This is a genomic window from Mesorhizobium sp. U510 (assembly GCF_059180695.1).
The window spans coordinates 1,535,960-1,550,723 of sequence record NZ_CP180532.1 but is presented as its reverse complement, the minus strand read 5'-3'; the positions used below and the strand labels follow the sequence as shown (position 1 = coordinate 1,550,723).

The window sequence follows — 14,764 nt, the reverse complement described above, 5'->3', positions numbered from 1 at the left end:
ATGGCCGAGATCCGTGTTCAGCACCTGAGAAAGGCCTTCGGCGATTTCGTCGCCGTGCAGGATTCCAACTTCGTCGTCGAGAATGGCGAGTTCTTCGTCATGCTCGGCCCGTCGGGCTGCGGCAAGACGACGACACTGCGCATGATCGCCGGGCTCGAACTGCCGACCGGCGGCCAGATCCTGCTCGGCGGCGATGACGTCACCATGCTGCGGGCACGCGAGCGCGACATCGCTTTCGTCTTCCAGCTGTTCGCACTCTATCCGCACATGAATGTGCGCAAGAACATCGGCTTTCCGCTGCTGGCGCAAGGCATGCCGTCGGCCGAAATCCGTGCGCGCGTCGAGGAGACGGCAAAACTCCTGCGTATCGACCATCTGCTCAACAAATCCGTCTCTGGCCTTGCCGGCGGCGATCGCCAGCGCGTGGCGCTCGGCCGCGCCATCGTGCGGCGGCCGAAATGCTTCCTGATGGACGAGCCGCTCGGCACGCTGGACACCGAGTTCCGCGACCTCATGGTCCACGAGCTGCGCGAGCTGCACAACCGCGTCCACGCCACCACAGTCTATGTCACCCACGACCAGATGGAGGCGATGTCGATGGCCGACAAGATCGCTGTGATGAACCACGGCGTCATCGAACAGTTCGGCACGCCGCGCGAAATCTACGACCGCCCGGCGACCATGTTCGTCGCCGACTTCATCGGCTCGCCGCCGATGAATTTTCTGGGCTTCGGCGGCGGGCTTACCAAGGGCGCCAAGGAGATCGTCGTCCAGGGCGCGAAGGTCGCGGTGCCGGAGGTGCGCGAGGATATCGCGCCGGCCGACATGGCGCTCGGCATCCGCCCGGAACACATTCGTTTCGACGATGCCTCGAAGCTGCGCGGCGCCATCTACGGCACCGAATATCTCGGCACCACGCAGATCGTCGCGGTGGAAACGGCCGACGGCATCATCAAGGCGCGGGTTCCGGCCGAAATCCGGCTCAACGCCGGCGACCATGTCGGCCTGGCCCTGAACAGCGCCCGGCTGTCGCTGTTCGACAAGGGATCGGGCCGCGCGGTGAGAACCGCGGTCCACGATACCGCCTCTCAGGGGAGAGCGCAGCATGGCTGACGTGCATATCAAGAACGTGACCAAGAGCTTTGGCGAGCATGTCGCCGTCAACGGTCTCGACCTGCACATAGCAGACGGAGAGTTCGTCGTGCTGCTCGGGCCGACCGGGGCCGGCAAGACGACAACGCTGCGGCTGATCGCCGGGCTGGAACGGCCCGATGCCGGCACGATCGAAATCGGCGGCCATAATGCGACGACGCTGTCGCCGGCCGAGCGCGACACGGCCTTCGTGTTCCAGCAGTACTCGCTCTATCCGCATCTGTCGGTCTACGACAATCTCGCCTTCCCGCTACGCTCGCCGGCGCGGAAGATCCCGGAGGACCAGATCCGCCGGCGGGTCGAGGAGGTGGCGAAGATGGTGCGCATCCACCACAAGCTCGCCAACCGCTCGACCAAGCTGTCGGGCGGCGAAATGCAACGCGTCGCCATCGGCCGCGCCTTGGTGCGCAAACCCGCCATCTATCTGATGGACGAGCCGCTGTCATCGCTCGACGCCAAGCTGCGCGCGGATCTGCGGCTGGAGCTGAAGCGCATCCAATCCGAACTCGGCGCCACCATGCTCTATGTCACGCATGACCAGATCGAGGCGATGACCATGGCCGACCGCATCGGCATCCTCGCCGATGGTGTGCTGGTGCAGATCGGCTCGCCACGAACCATCTATTCGGAGCCGGCAAACCTGCATGTCGCGGCAAGGCTCGGCCAACCGGCGATCAATCTCCTGCCGACCGGCCTGCTGCCCGATGGCAGCGCGCCGGTGGGCACCAGGACGATCGGCGCGCGCACCGAACATCTGACGATCGAAAAGGCCAGGAATGGCCATGCCGACGGCGTCGTCGACTGGGTCGAGCATCTCGGCGACCAGAACCACCTGCATGTGACGGTGGGGCCGAAGAAACTGGTGACGCTGACCGACCCCGACACCGATCTGGCGCAAGGCGACAAAGTGGTGATCCGCTACCGCTCGCCGCTCTATTTCGGCGCCGATGGACAAAGATTGATGTGAACGGCTTTCGGTGTTCCCAGCCGGGGCAACGCCGCTTCTGATTGACGATCGCGAATACGGGACGAATTCGATGAAGCACTTTTTCAACCGCAGGGAAACGATCGTCACCGAGGCGCTGGACGGCCTGTTGCGCACCAGCGGCTCGGACGACCTCGCGCGCCTCGACGGCTATCCCGAGATCAAGGTCGTGCTGCGCGCCGACTGGGACAAGTCGAAGGTCAGCGTCGTCTCCGGCGGCGGCGCCGGGCATGAGCCTTCGCATGCCGGCTTTGTCGGCAAGGGCATGCTGACGGCGGCGGTCTCTGGCGAGATATTCGCCTCGCCGAGTGTCGAAGCGGTACTGGCGGCCATCCGCGCGGTCACCGGGCCGGCCGGCTGCCTGCTGATCGTCAAGAACTACACCGGCGACCGGCTCAATTTCGGCCTGGCCGCCGAGAAGGCGCGCGCCGAGGGCTTTCGCGTCGAGATGGTGATCGTTGCCGACGACATCGCTTTGCCTGACATCAACCAGCCGCGTGGCGTCGCCGGCACCTTGTTCGTGCACAAGATTTCGGGCCATTTGTCGGAGGCCGGCCATCATCTTGCCGACATCGCGGCAGCGGCGCGGGCGGCAGCAAAGGATATCGTTTCGCTCGGCATGTCGCTGTCGTCCTGCTCGATCCCCGGGCAGCCGCATGAAGACAGGTTTGGCGCGGACGACGGCGAACTTGGCCTGGGCATTCATGGCGAGCCGGGCGTCGAGCGGATTGCCTTGCAAAGCGTCGACAGGCTGGTCGCGATCATGGCGGAGCGCCTCGCGGCAGGGCTCGACCCGAAGGCAAGCCATGCCTTGCTGATCAACAATCTCGGCGCGGTGCCGCCGCTCGAAATGTCGCTGGTTGCCAATGCGGTTCTGGCCTCGCCGCTGGCCAAGACCGTCAAGCTGGCGATCGGCCCCGGCCCGCTGATGACGGCGCTCAACATGAACGGCTTCTCGCTGTCGCTGATCCGGCTCGATGCGGCGCGCGGGGCCGCCCTGCTGGCGCCGGTCGGCCCGCATGCCTGGATGCCGGCCAAGCCGGTCGCGTCGCCTGTCATCTTGCCGATGGCGAAAGCAGCCGGGCAAAGTGCCGCGCACAAGGCCAGCCAGGATGCCGGCACCAGGCGGCTGATCGTCACGGTCTGCGAAAAACTGATTTCACTTGAAGCGTCATTGAACGGGCTCGACGCCAGGGCGGGCGACGGCGACACCGGCTCGACGGTGGCGACCGGCGCGCGCAGCATTCTCGAGCGGCTCGACATGCTGCCTCTGGCGAACCCGGCGGCGACGCTCGGCGCGATTGGCGACATATTGAGCGCGTCGATGGGCGGCTCGAGCGGCGTGCTGCTGTCGATCTTCTTCACGGCGGCGGCACAGGCCCTCGGCGGCGGCGCCAGCTTGTCCAAGGCACTGCTTGCCGGCCTCGAGCGGATGACTTTCTACGGCGGCGCCAAACCGGGTGATCGCACCATGGTCGATGCGCTGGAGCCCGCGCTGAAAGCGCTCGACGCCAACGGGCTGGAAGAGGCGGCAGCCGCCGCCCGGCGCGGCGCCGAGGAGACGGCCGCCATGGAGAAGGCGAAGGCCGGACGGTCCGCCTATGTCGGCACCAAATTGCAAGGCGTGGTCGACCCCGGCGCCCATGCGGTGGCCGAGGTGTTTTCGGCCGCCGCCGCGCTGCTCGTCACGGCCTGACGCATGCAGCAGTTGTCGAATGACCGTTCTTTCGTTACTGCCGGCACAGTGGAAACCGGGATTTTGGGCGACATGGCGGCATTGAACCTTGCCAGGCTGATCGCGGTGGCCGCCGAGACGATTGCCGCTCACGCCGAGGAATTGACGGCGCTCGACCAGGCGATCGGCGACGGCGACCATGGGCTGAACATGAAGCGCGGCTTCGAGGCCGTGCGGGCCGAGGCTGATGCGTTCGCTGCCAAACCCTTGCCCGACGCGCTGAAGGCGATCGGCACCAAGCTGGTGATGACGGTGGGCGGCGCTTCGGGTCCCTTGTTCGGTACGCTGTTCATGGCGCTGGGCAAGGAGATTGCGGCGGATCCCGATCGCAACAATCTGGCCGCCGCCTTCGGCAAGGCGGTCGACGCGGTGGCCGCGCGCGGCAAGTCGCAGATCGGACAAAAAACCATGCTCGATGTGCTACAGCCGGTGCATGATGCCTTGGCCGGGGGAAAGACGGCGGCGGAAATCGCCGACATCGCCGACGCCGCCGCCGAAGCGACGGTGCCGATGAAGGCGCTGCGCGGCCGCGCCTCGTTCCTCGGCGAGCGCTCGATCGGCCATATGGATGCCGGCGCGCGCTCGACCGCGCTGCTGGTGCGCTCGGTGGGGCAAGCGATCGGGGAAAGCGCATGAGCAATGTCGGGATCGTGATCGTGTCGCATTCGCCGCTGGTCGCGGAGGGCACGGCCGACATGGTACGCCAGATGGTGGGCGAAGAAGTGCCGCTTGCATGGTGCGGCGGAAACGGCCATGGCGGGCTTGGCACCAACGTCGAGGCGATCATGGGCGCCATCGACAAGGCCTGGTCGGAAGCCGGTGTCGCCATCCTCGTCGATCTCGGCGGCGCCGAGACCAACTCGGAAATGGCGGTGGAGATGATCGGCGAGCCGCGTGCGCAGAAGATCATCGTGTGCAACGCGCCGATCGTGGAGGGCGCGGTGATGGCCGCGACCGAATCCTCCGGCGGCGCCTCGCTGAAGGAAGTGGTGGCGACGGCGCACGAATTGTCGCCGTCGTGAGTGAACGGGATTCCTGAAAAATGTCCGCAGCAGCCGAAGCGACCGTCCTGATCACCCACGATGTGGGGCTGCACGCGCGTCCGTCGGTGAAGTTCACCAAGCTGGCCAAGACTTTTGCCGCCGACGTGGAAATCGCGCTTGCCGCCAACGGGCCGTGGTTCGATGCCAAGAGCATCGTCAAGGTGATGGCGGCCAAGGCGCCGAAGGGCACGGTGCTGCACATCAGGGCCAGCGGCAGCGGCGCCGATGATGCGGTGCGCGCGCTGATCGACCTGGTGCAGCGCGATTTCGACGAGGACGCCGGTCATGTCCGCTCGGCGTGAGGCTGGCGCACTTCTTCGCCAGCCCGCAGGGAATGCGGGCCATGCGGATTGAGGGCGTTCCGGCCTCGGCCGGCTATGCCGAGGGGCCGCTGTTCGACCTGGACCGGCCGCCCGCCGTCTACGCAGGCAAAGCCACCGCTACGGAAGAGAAGACGTCGCTGGAAGCCGCGATCGGCACGGTAGTGAGCCGGCTTGCCGCCATGGCGGAGGCCGCCGACAGCGACGCCGCCGGCATACTCGAATTCCACATTGCCATGCTGGAAGACGACGCCTTGAGCGGGCCGGCCTTCGCATCGATCGCTTCCGGACAGACCGCCGACGTGGCATGGCGAGAGGCGCTTGATGCCGAGATCGGCGGTTACGAGGCCTCCGACCAGGACTATTTCCGTGCCCGCGCCACGGATTTGCGCGATATCAGGGACCAGGTGCTGCGCGCCCTGACCGAGGACGGCGACAGCACAGCGCCTACCGGTGCCATCCTCTGCGGCGAGGACATCGCGCCGACGCGCTTTCTCGAAACCGACTGGAGCCATGGCGGCGGCATCGCGCTGAAGGCGGGCAGCACGGCCAGCCATGTCGCCATGCTGGCGCGCTCGCGGGGCGTGCCGATGGTGGTGGGGCTGCGCGAACCGCTTGCCGATCTTGCCGGCATGGCACTGCTCGACGCCGAGCATGGCAGCATCGTGCTGGCGCCCTCGCCGGCTGAGATCGGCGCGTTCCGGCAGTCGTCCGCTTCCTTCGTCGCCCGCCAGGGCGTGGTCCGGCGTTTTCTGGCGCGGCCGGCGGTGACCAAGACCGGCACAGCGGTGCGCGTGCAGGTCAACATCGCCGATCCGTCCGATGTCGACGGCATCGACATCGCGACCTGCGACGGTGTCGGGCTGATGCGAACAGAGTTCCTGTTCGGCAAGAATTTGCCGGATGAGGAGACGCAATACCGCGCCTATCGCAAGGTGCTGGAATGGGCAGGCGAAAAACCGGTGACGATCCGCACCGTCGACGCCGGCGGCGACAAGCCGGTGCCGGGCTTCACCGTCGAGGAAGGCAATCCGTTCCTTGGCTTGCGCGGCATCAGGCTGTCGCTGGCACGGCTCGACATTTTTCGCGTACAGATCAGGGCATTGCTGCGCGCCTCGCCGCACGGCAATCTCAGGGTGATGTTTCCGATGATCGCCATGGCCGATGAATATGAACGCGCAGCCGCTCTGTTCGGCGAAGAGCAGGCAGTCCTTGCCGCGCGTGGCGTCGCCCATAAGATGCCGCCGCTGGGCATCATGGTCGAGGTGCCGTCGGTGGCCATCGCGCCGGAGGCGTTCGCCGGCGTCGCCTTCTTCTCGATCGGCTCCAACGATTTGACACAATATGTGATGGCGGCCGCGCGGGATAACGCTGCTGTGGCCCATCTCAATTCGGTCCGTCATCCCGCTGTGCTGCGGTTGATCGGCTCGGTCACGGCCTTCGGACGGGAAAACGGCATTCCCGTCAGCCTGTGCGGCGATGCCGGCGGCGATCCGGCCGCGATCCCGTCGCTGCTCGAAGCCGGCCTGCGCGATCTGTCCGTCGCGCCGGCGCAACTCGCCATGGCCAAGGCGGCCATCGCGGATGTATCGGTCTAGGCGCGGCCGGCATGGTTGACATCAAACCCGAACCCGGTTCCGAAGAGGCGATCCGCGCCTACAAGACGATCCTGTCGCAGGTCATAGACCAGCGCCCGTCCGGCATGCGCCAGCGCCTTGCCGACGCGCTCGGCAAGCACCGCAGCTTCGTGACGCAGATTTCAAGCCCGGCCTATACGGTGCCGATTCCGTCGAAGCATTTGCCGGCTATTTTCTCCGTCTGCCATTTCAGTCCGGCCGAGCGGGATCAGTTTCTCGCCGCCTACCATCAGGCGCATCCGGGAAAAATGTCGATCGCCGCGGGCATGCGCAAGACGCGGCATGTGTCGCTCGTCGTGCCGGATTTCGGCGACGACAAGCAGAATGCGGCGCTCGACCGGGCGATCAACGAATTTATCCAGAAGATCACCAGCATCGCCGGCAAGGGTGGCAGCTGACCGTTTCTTGCCGGGCTGTTTGGGAGGACGCCATGAAGAAATTTATGAACGCGGTGGACACGGTTTTGACCGAGAGCCTCGACGGTTTCGTGGCCGCCCACGCCGATATCCTCGTGCTTGGCGAGGACCATAAATTCGTCCGCCGCAGGGCCTTGCGACCGGGCAAGGTGGCGCTGATCTCCGGCGGGGGCTCGGGCCACGAGCCGCTGCATGGCGGCTTTGTCGGCCATGGCATGCTGGATGCCGCCTGCCCCGGCCAGGTGTTCACCTCGCCGACGCCGGACCAGATGCTGGCAGCGGCGCAGGCCGTCGACAGCGGCGCCGGCTGCCTGTTCATCGTCAAGAACTACGAGGGCGACGTGATGAATTTCGACATGGCGGCCGAAATGTCTGATGGCGTCCTGCAGGTGGTGACCAATGACGATGTCGCCGTCGAGAATTCGTCCTACACGACCGGCAGGCGCGGCGTCGCCGGCACGCTGGTGGTGGAAAAGATCGTCGGCGCGGCTGCCGAGCATGGCCTGGCACTGCCGGTGCTGAAGACGCTGGGCGAGCGCGTCAATGCCGCGACCCGCTCGATGGGCGTGGCGCTGACCAGCGGCACCGTGCCGGCGGCGGGCAAGCCGACCTTCGACATCGGCGACGGCGAGATGGAATTCGGCGTCGGCATCCATGGCGAGCCCGGCCGCCGGCGCGACACCTTGAAGAGCGCCGACGCGATCGCCGAGGAGATCTGTACCGCGATCCTGGGCGATCTCGGCGACAAAGCGAAAGGACCGGCGCTGCTGTTCGTCAACGGCTTCGGCGGCACGCCGCTGATGGAGCTCTATTTGATGTACAACAGCGCGCGCAAAATTTTCGAGAAGCGCGGCGTGACGATAATCCGTTCGCTGGTCGGCAGCTACGTCACCTCGCTCGACATGGCCGGCTGCTCGATCACGCTCACCATGCTCGATGACGAGATGACCGGCTGGTGGGACGCGCCTGTCCACACGGCGGCGCTGCGTTGGGGCATGTAGAAATTCGAATGCGCGGCGATTCTCCCGGGAAAGAGCCATAGCGCTTCCGTTGGGAATGGCGATCTATACGCCATCACCTGCCCTCAGCGGGAATCACCCCAGAAATAGTCGTCACCACGAAGCCTGCGTCGACTCGCCGGACCGTTGCTTTTCTTCCCCTAAGTAAGGTAAGGACTCCCCGGGGTTTTGGGGAGATAGCGTATGCGTTACAACTGGGAGCGGGCTCCGACGACTTTCGAACGTCATCGGAAAGCGCTGGCGGCAGCCATTTTGATCTTCGGCGGCGTAGGCCTCATGCTTGTGGCCCTGCCGATCTAGTGCGGCCGGCATTTCGTCCCCTGAATACCGTTTGTTAGAGCAATTCCAGGAAAAGTGGGAACCGGTTTTCCGCACGGAATTGCGTAAAAAAACAAAGAGTTAGAAAGTGTCGCCGTTTCCGTGAAACGGTGAACCTCTCTAGACGGCTATCGGCCGGCTTCTCAACGAGGCTGCCCGGTCACGGCGATGAAGCGGTGGTCGCGCCCTTCGAAGCCCTGGCTGAAGCGTTGCAGCAGCACGACGATCACCGCCGGTTTGCCGGAAGGCGAAAAGCCGATGATGCGCCTAGCCGCGGCATCTCCGGCCAGGGCAGTTGCGGTGGAGATCGCGAGCACCGCGCCGATCGTCAGCGCAAACACCGGTTTTGCCACGATCGATGCTGGATGGCGCATCGCTCAGATCCCTCTCCCGAGAAGACTTCACTTCACGATACGGCGCGCAACCAAGCCGGGATCGGTTCATACGAAAATCAGGGAAGACAGCGCCGGAAAAAACAGCATAGGCTGTTGGCAAAGACGGCAAATGGTTTCCTGGGGAGGTACGGATGGCTTCACGCTATCATGAGGTCTATGACGGATGGAAACGCGACCCGGAACAATTCTGGGCGGACGCGGCCGGCGCCATCGACTGGTATTCGCCCTGGGACAAGGTGTTCGACGCCACCGCCGGCGTCTATGGCCGCTGGTTCACCGGCGCAACCTGCAACACCTGCTACAACGCCATCGACCGGCATGTCGCCGGCGGACGCGCCGACCAGATCGCACTGATCCATGACAGCGCCATCACCGGAACGGTGAAAAAATTCACCTACGCCGAACTCAAGCGCGAGGTGGTGGCGCTGACCTCGGTGCTGAAGAACCGGGGCATCGGCAGGGGCGACCGCGTCATCATCTACATGCCGATGGTGGCGGAGGCGGCCATCGCCATGCTCGCCTGCGCCCGCATCGGCGCCGTGCATTCGGTCGTGTTCGGCGGCTTTGCCTCGCATGAACTGGCCACGCGCATCGACGATGCCAAGCCGAAGGTAATCATCTCGGCCTCCTGCGGCCTGGAACCGGGCCGGATCGTCGCCTACAAGCCGCTGCTCGACAAGGCGATCGAGATGTCCCGCCACAAGCCGGACGCCTGCCTGATCCTGCAGCGCGACCAGCTGCGCTGCGAGCTGAAGGAGCATTTCGACATCGACTATGCCGACGCCGTCGCGCGCGAACGGGCGGCCGGCGCCAATGTCGACTGCGTGCCGGTGCTGGCCACCGACCCGCTCTACATCATCTACACATCAGGCACGACCGGCCAGCCCAAGGGCATCGTGCGCGACAATGGCGGCCACATGGTCGCGCTGAAATGGACGATGGAAAACGAGTTCGGCGTCAAGCCGGGCGAAGTGTTCTGGGCAGCGTCCGATGTCGGCTGGGTCGTCGGCCATTCCTACATCGTCTACGGACCGCTGCTGCATGGCAGCACCAGCGTCCTGTTCGAAGGCAAGCCGATCGGCACACCTGATGCCGGCACCTACTGGCGGGTCATCTCGGACCATGGCGTGGTCGCGCTGTTCACCGCGCCGACGGCGTTCCGGGCGATCAAGGGCCAGGATCCCAGGGGTGAGTTCGTTGCCAGATACGATCTGTCGAAATTCCGCACGCTGTTCCTCGCCGGCGAACGCGCCGATCCCGAAACCATCAAATGGGCGGAGCAGAAGCTCAACGTGCCGGTGATCGACCATTGGTGGCAGACCGAGACCGGTTCGCCGATGACCATCAACCCTGCGGGGCTCGGCCTGCTGCCGGTGAAATACGGTTCGCCCGGCGTGCCGATGCCGGGCTACGACATCTGCGTGCTCGACGATGCCGGCCATGAAGTGCCGCGCGGCACGCTCGGCAATGTCGTGGTCAAGCTGCCGCTGCCGGCCGGCTGCCTGCCGACGCTATGGAACGCCGACGCCCGCTTCCGCCAGGCCTATCTCGATGAGTTTCCCGGCTACTACAAGACCGCCGATGCCGGCATGATCGACGAGGACGGCTATCTCTACGTGATGGCCCGCACCGACGACATCATCAATGTTGCCGGCCACCGGCTGTCGACCGGCGCCATGGAAGAGGTGCTGGCCGCCCATCCCGATGTCGCCGAATGCGCCGTCGTCGGCATCGCCGATGCGATGAAGGGGCAAATTCCGCTCGGCTTCGTGGTGCTGAACGCCGGTGTCGCTCGCGACGGCGGCACCATCGAGAAGGAGGTCGTGGCGCTGGTGCGCGAGCGAATCGGGCCGGTCGCCGCTTTCAAGACCGTGGTGACGATCAAACGCCTGCCCAAGACGCGGTCGGGAAAGATCCTGCGCGGCACCATGCAGAAGATCGCCGACAAGGAAGAATGGACGATGCCGGCGACCATCGACGACCCGACCATCCTCGACGAGATCACCGCTGCGATGAAGGCGCGCGGGATCGGGATTTGAGGCTGATGCGGCGAGTGGTTTCGCACAGTCTGTCCTTGCCGGTTGGTCAATCCTGATCGGAAAGCAATACTTTTGTTGTGCAATGTAGCAAGCCACCCTACAGTGTCTCGCGGGGGGCCATCCGACGGTGCGGTATGGCTCAGCAAAAAATCACGTTTGGCGGCGTCGACATCCTGCGGTTTCTCGCCGCCGTTCTGGTCATGGTCTACCACTATGGCTTCTGGGTGTGGGCTTATCCCGATGGCATTTCGGCACAAGCCACGGGCGGCATGCCGGCACAGCCTGGCATAGGCGCCTGGGTCGGATCCGGATGGGTCGGCGTCGAGATCTTCTTCGTCATCAGCGGTTTCGTCATCGCCTTCAGCGCCGAGAAGTCGACGCCGCTGCGGTTCTTCGAGGCCAGGGTGAAGCGACTGGCGCCGGCGGTCTGGATCTGCGCACCGGTCACCGCCGTGCTGCTTCTCGCCATCGGCCTGAGCTGGCCGACCGATGCGGTGGTCAGGCTGGCCCGCACCGGCCTGTTCGCCCCCTATGGTCCCTGGGTGGACAGCGTCTACTGGACACTCGGCATCGAGATCGCCTTCTACGCCATCGTCTGGATCCTGCTGCGGCTTGGTCGCTTCGATCTGATGGAGCCGGTCGCCATCGTCATCGGCCTGGTCAGCACGCTGTTCTGGTGCCTCTATTATCCGCTCGGCTGGGCCGACTTCGCCGAGACGCGGCTGCTGCAGCTCACTTTGGTGCATCACGGCTGCTTCTTCGCCGTCGGCGTGCTGCTGTGGCTGATCCGGTTCAAGGCGCCGACGGTGCCTCGCCTTGGCTTCTGCCTGCTGTTCCTCGGCGGGGGCGTGCTGCAGATCGCCAGTTCAGTCGACGTCCACAGCATCAAGGTCAATGCCGTGATGCCCTATGCACCGCCGATCCTGATCTTCCTCGTCGCGATCGCGCTGATGGCGTGGTCGCTGCGGCTCGACCTCAGCTGGAGCGGCTGGCGCCGGATCGGCCTGATGACCTATCCGCTCTACCTGATCCACGACGTCGTCGGCGCGGCGATGCTCGGGGCGATGGTCCGTGCCGGAGTGCCTTATCTCCTGTCGATGGCAGTGGTCGGTGCGACGATGATCGCGGCAAGCTGGCTTGTGGCAACGGAAGCCGAACCGCGCATAAGGCTGCTGCTCGACCACACCGTCTTCCGTTACCGGCTCAAGGCCGCGTAGCCAAGGCCGTCACCAGCCGTGATGACACGGCTGGCCTCACCAGAGACGGTGGACCGATATCAGACCGTCGCCTTGCTGCGCACTTCGGACTTGTCGAGATAGTAGCTCGAATATTTATCGAAGAATTTTTCCGAAGCGCCGAACGATCCGTATTTGGCGAGCTTCTTCAGGTCGACCTTGTTCAGCACCGCGCCGACGATCTTGTTGGCGACATAGGGTTCGGATTCCAGCATCGACCTGACCATGGCGCGCGGCGTGCGGCCCCATTCGGTGACCAGCACGAAGCCGTCGACCAGCGGCGCGAAGGCCTTGGCATCGACCACCGGCCCGAGCGGCGGCAGGTCGACGACGATGTATTCGAACGTCTCCTTGGCGTTCTCGATGAAGCGCCGCATTCCGGCCGAGGACAACAGCTCGCTGGTGTGCGAGAAGTTGCCGCGCAGCACGGCGGGGATGATGGCGAGCTTGGTCTGCCGGTCGATCTTGCCGACCGATTGCCAGGTCTGGCCGTTGACCACGGCTTCCATGAGACCCTGCTCGGCCTCCATGCCGAGGCTGCGGCTGAGGCCCGGATTGCGCAGGTCACCGTCGATGAGCAGCGTCCTGGCGCCGTTGGCGGCGAGCAGCCCGGCGAGATTGGCCGCGACCGTCGACTTTCCTTCACCGGGAAGCACCGAGATGACGCCGACGACTCGGCTGCCCTGTCCTTCCATCACGACATCGAAGGCGATCTTGGCGCTGCGCAGGGTTTCGGAGAACATCGATGCCGGCGCGTCGATGCTCACCCGCATGCGCGCCCGCCTTTCGATGGCCGCCGGCGACCTCGCTGTCTTGGCATCCGGTAGAGCGTCGGTCTGCTTGTCGTCCTTGGCGGGCCTGCTGCCTATGGTCGGCAGATAGCCGAGGAATTTGAGGCCGACACGGTCGCGCACTTCTTCGCCGGTCCGGAAGAACCGCTCGTTGAACTCGTTGAGGCCGCCGAAGCCGGCGCCCATCAGCACGCCGAGCACGAGCGAAAGGCCGAGCACGATGACGGTGCGCGGGCTCGAGGCCGAGAGCGGCGTCGAGGCGTCCGAGATGATGCGGATCTTGCCGACCGGGAAGGATTGCTGCTGCGCGGCTTCCTCATAGCGGCCGAGGAACGTCTGATAGAGCGTGGTGAGCGCCGTCGCCTTCTGGTCGAGGTCGCGCAACTGGACCTGCGACTGGTTGTCGATGGAGCTCTTGCCTTGAGCGGCGGCAACATTGGCCCTGAGCGCGGTCTCGCGCGCCAGCGCCACCTCATACTCGTTGCGATAGCTTTCGGTGAGCTGCTTGAGCTCGCCGAAAATCTGCTTCGATATGTCGGCCTTTTCCTTGGCTAGCGCCACGGCCTGCGGATGGTCGGGACCAAAATTCGCCTCGACATCCTGCTGGCGCTTGGCGACGGTGAGGTAGCGGGTCTTGAGCGCTGAAATGACCGAGCTGCTCGGCTGATCGCTCGAAATGGCGGCATCCTTGAAGGCATTGTCCGAGCCGCTGTCGACGATCGACTTGTACTGCTGGTAGCGGGCGCTGGCGCGCGCCGTGTCGGCCTGCGCCACGATGAGCTGGGCGTTGAGGTCGGCAAGCTGCTTGTCGCTCATCAGCTGACCATCGCTGTTGGCGGACAAGCCGTGTTCTGCCCTGAACTTCTCGACAGCCAGCGATGCCTGCTGCGAGCTTTCGCGCAGTTCCGTCAGCCGGCCCTGCAGCCAGACCGCCGCGCGCTCGGTGGCGTCGAAGCTGGCATCGAGCTGATCGGCAAGATAGGCGTCGGCATAGGCCTTGGTGATCGCTTTCGCCAGGCCCGGATCGGTCGCCTGATAGCCAAGCGCGATGACGTAGCTTCGTCCGACACGATCCGCCTGGATCTCGTTCTGCAACTTGAGGATCGCATAGTCGCGGCTCGACGTGGCGATCAGCGCATCGCGGGTGGCGGGGTCGAGCTTGCTGATGTCACCCATGCCCGGGATAGGCGGGCTAGGGCGGACATACTGGATCAGGCCGCGGATCAGGCCGACGCCCTGGGCAAGCGCGGACTGCGGCGGGTTCATGAACGCATCGTTCTGGGCGAGCTTGAGCTTGTCGACGACCACCGCCGCGAGCCGCGTCGAGGTCAGGATCTCGATCTGGCTCAGAATGGCGGAATCGGTCTGCATGGTCGTCGACGCCGCCGAAATATCGTCGACGATCTTGTTCAGGCCCTCGTCGATCAAGACGCTCGAAACCGACACATATTTAGGCGGCGTTGTCTGCAGATAGAGCATGCCCAGGAAAAGACCGATGGCGGCGCACACGGCAACCACCTTGGCCTGCCGCGCAGCCATGCCAAGCAGCCGCTCGATATCGATGAAGTCTTCGCCGTTTCCTGCGTCCGAATTCGGCAATGGCATCCTCTTGTCGAGAGGAAAATTGGCATAATTCATCGTCGGTCCAATCCCAGAGCCTGTTGCGTTCCCGACCATCG

13 protein-coding genes are annotated in these 14,764 nt (G+C 64.9%); 11 read left to right on the top strand and 2 right to left on the bottom strand.

Annotation, left to right across the window (positions count from 1 at the left end):
* The 9 genes from ACLGL5_RS09510 to dhaK all read left to right on the top strand — a co-directional run bounded on the left by ACLGL5_RS09510 (position 1) and on the right by dhaK (position 8,289).
* The gene (locus tag ACLGL5_RS09510) at positions 1 to 1,113 is read left to right on the top strand and encodes an ABC transporter ATP-binding protein (RefSeq protein WP_069090862.1); all 1,113 of its coding nucleotides are present in this window, start codon (positions 1 to 3) and stop codon (positions 1,111 to 1,113) included.
* Positions 1,106 to 2,119, top strand: coding sequence for an ABC transporter ATP-binding protein (locus ACLGL5_RS09505; RefSeq protein ID WP_038651779.1), 1,014 nt, complete (start codon positions 1,106 to 1,108; stop codon positions 2,117 to 2,119). Before ACLGL5_RS09510 ends, ACLGL5_RS09505 begins: the two co-directional genes overlap by 8 nt.
* Before the next feature lie 70 nt (positions 2,120 to 2,189).
* On the top strand, positions 2,190 to 3,833 hold the full coding sequence (locus ACLGL5_RS09500) for a dihydroxyacetone kinase subunit DhaK (protein ID WP_069093256.1): 1,644 nt from the start codon (positions 2,190 to 2,192) through the stop codon (positions 3,831 to 3,833).
* A gap of 72 nt (positions 3,834 to 3,905) precedes the next feature.
* Positions 3,906 to 4,508, top strand: coding sequence for a dihydroxyacetone kinase subunit DhaL (dhaL, locus tag ACLGL5_RS09495; protein WP_019862867.1), 603 nt, complete (start codon positions 3,906 to 3,908; stop codon positions 4,506 to 4,508).
* The gene (gene dhaM, locus ACLGL5_RS09490) at positions 4,505 to 4,894 is read left to right on the top strand and encodes a dihydroxyacetone kinase phosphoryl donor subunit DhaM (protein WP_019862866.1); all 390 of its coding nucleotides are present in this window, start codon (positions 4,505 to 4,507) and stop codon (positions 4,892 to 4,894) included. The genes dhaL and dhaM overlap by 4 nt, the downstream gene beginning before the upstream one ends.
* A gap of 20 nt (positions 4,895 to 4,914) precedes the next feature.
* Positions 4,915 to 5,217 carry an HPr family phosphocarrier protein gene (locus tag ACLGL5_RS09485; RefSeq protein WP_019862865.1) on the top strand — a complete coding sequence of 101 codons (303 nt, stop codon included), beginning with the start codon at positions 4,915 to 4,917 and terminating at the stop codon, positions 5,215 to 5,217.
* Positions 5,218 to 5,258: 41 nt separating this feature from the next.
* Positions 5,259 to 6,833 (top strand): phosphoenolpyruvate--protein phosphotransferase, encoded by a 1,575-nt coding sequence (ptsP, locus tag ACLGL5_RS09480; protein ID WP_069093255.1) that lies wholly within the window; start codon positions 5,259 to 5,261, stop codon positions 6,831 to 6,833.
* An 11-nt stretch (positions 6,834 to 6,844) separates the two neighbouring features.
* The gene (locus ACLGL5_RS09475; protein ID WP_019862863.1) at positions 6,845 to 7,270 is read left to right on the top strand and encodes a hypothetical protein; all 426 of its coding nucleotides are present in this window, start codon (positions 6,845 to 6,847) and stop codon (positions 7,268 to 7,270) included.
* Between the two features lie 32 nt (positions 7,271 to 7,302).
* Positions 7,303 to 8,289, top strand: coding sequence for a dihydroxyacetone kinase subunit DhaK (gene dhaK / locus ACLGL5_RS09470; protein WP_069090861.1), 987 nt, complete (start codon positions 7,303 to 7,305; stop codon positions 8,287 to 8,289).
* A gap of 479 nt (positions 8,290 to 8,768) precedes the next feature.
* On the opposite strand, the gene ACLGL5_RS09465 is transcribed toward dhaK, so the two are convergent.
* On the bottom strand, positions 8,769 to 8,999 hold the full coding sequence (locus ACLGL5_RS09465; protein ID WP_038651769.1) for a hypothetical protein: 231 nt from the start codon (positions 8,997 to 8,999) through the stop codon (positions 8,769 to 8,771).
* A gap of 152 nt (positions 9,000 to 9,151) precedes the next feature.
* Here ACLGL5_RS09465 and ACLGL5_RS09460 point away from each other — a divergent pair, with 152 nt between their 5' ends.
* The gene (locus tag ACLGL5_RS09460; RefSeq protein ID WP_038651768.1) at positions 9,152 to 11,059 is read left to right on the top strand and encodes a propionyl-CoA synthetase; all 1,908 of its coding nucleotides are present in this window, start codon (positions 9,152 to 9,154) and stop codon (positions 11,057 to 11,059) included.
* A 134-nt stretch (positions 11,060 to 11,193) separates the two neighbouring features.
* Positions 11,194 to 12,276 (top strand): acyltransferase family protein, encoded by a 1,083-nt coding sequence (locus ACLGL5_RS09455; protein WP_069090860.1) that lies wholly within the window; start codon positions 11,194 to 11,196, stop codon positions 12,274 to 12,276.
* Between the two features lie 59 nt (positions 12,277 to 12,335).
* On the opposite strand, the gene ACLGL5_RS09450 is transcribed toward ACLGL5_RS09455, so the two are convergent.
* On the bottom strand, positions 12,336 to 14,723 hold the full coding sequence (locus ACLGL5_RS09450; RefSeq protein WP_038651763.1) for a polysaccharide biosynthesis tyrosine autokinase: 2,388 nt from the start codon (positions 14,721 to 14,723) through the stop codon (positions 12,336 to 12,338).
* Positions 14,724 to 14,764 lie beyond the last annotated feature (41 nt).

Coding starts and splice junctions, on each gene's coding strand:
- ACLGL5_RS09510 (WP_069090862.1), top strand. CDS start 1: ATGGCCGAGATCCGTGTTCAGCACCTGAGAAAGGCCTTCGGCGATTTC.
- ACLGL5_RS09505 (WP_038651779.1), top strand. CDS start 1,106: ATGGCTGACGTGCATATCAAGAACGTGACCAAGAGCTTTGGCGAGCAT.
- ACLGL5_RS09500 (WP_069093256.1), top strand. CDS start 2,190: ATGAAGCACTTTTTCAACCGCAGGGAAACGATCGTCACCGAGGCGCTG.
- dhaL (WP_019862867.1), top strand. CDS start 3,906: ATGGCGGCATTGAACCTTGCCAGGCTGATCGCGGTGGCCGCCGAGACG.
- dhaM (WP_019862866.1), top strand. CDS start 4,505: ATGAGCAATGTCGGGATCGTGATCGTGTCGCATTCGCCGCTGGTCGCG.
- ACLGL5_RS09485 (WP_019862865.1), top strand. CDS start 4,915: ATGTCCGCAGCAGCCGAAGCGACCGTCCTGATCACCCACGATGTGGGG.
- ptsP (WP_069093255.1), top strand. CDS start 5,259: ATGCGGATTGAGGGCGTTCCGGCCTCGGCCGGCTATGCCGAGGGGCCG.
- ACLGL5_RS09475 (WP_019862863.1), top strand. CDS start 6,845: ATGGTTGACATCAAACCCGAACCCGGTTCCGAAGAGGCGATCCGCGCC.
- dhaK (WP_069090861.1), top strand. CDS start 7,303: ATGAAGAAATTTATGAACGCGGTGGACACGGTTTTGACCGAGAGCCTC.
- ACLGL5_RS09465 (WP_038651769.1), bottom strand. CDS start 8,999: ATGCGCCATCCAGCATCGATCGTGGCAAAACCGGTGTTTGCGCTGACG.
- ACLGL5_RS09460 (WP_038651768.1), top strand. CDS start 9,152: ATGGCTTCACGCTATCATGAGGTCTATGACGGATGGAAACGCGACCCG.
- ACLGL5_RS09455 (WP_069090860.1), top strand. CDS start 11,194: ATGGCTCAGCAAAAAATCACGTTTGGCGGCGTCGACATCCTGCGGTTT.
- ACLGL5_RS09450 (WP_038651763.1), bottom strand. CDS start 14,723: ATGAATTATGCCAATTTTCCTCTCGACAAGAGGATGCCATTGCCGAAT.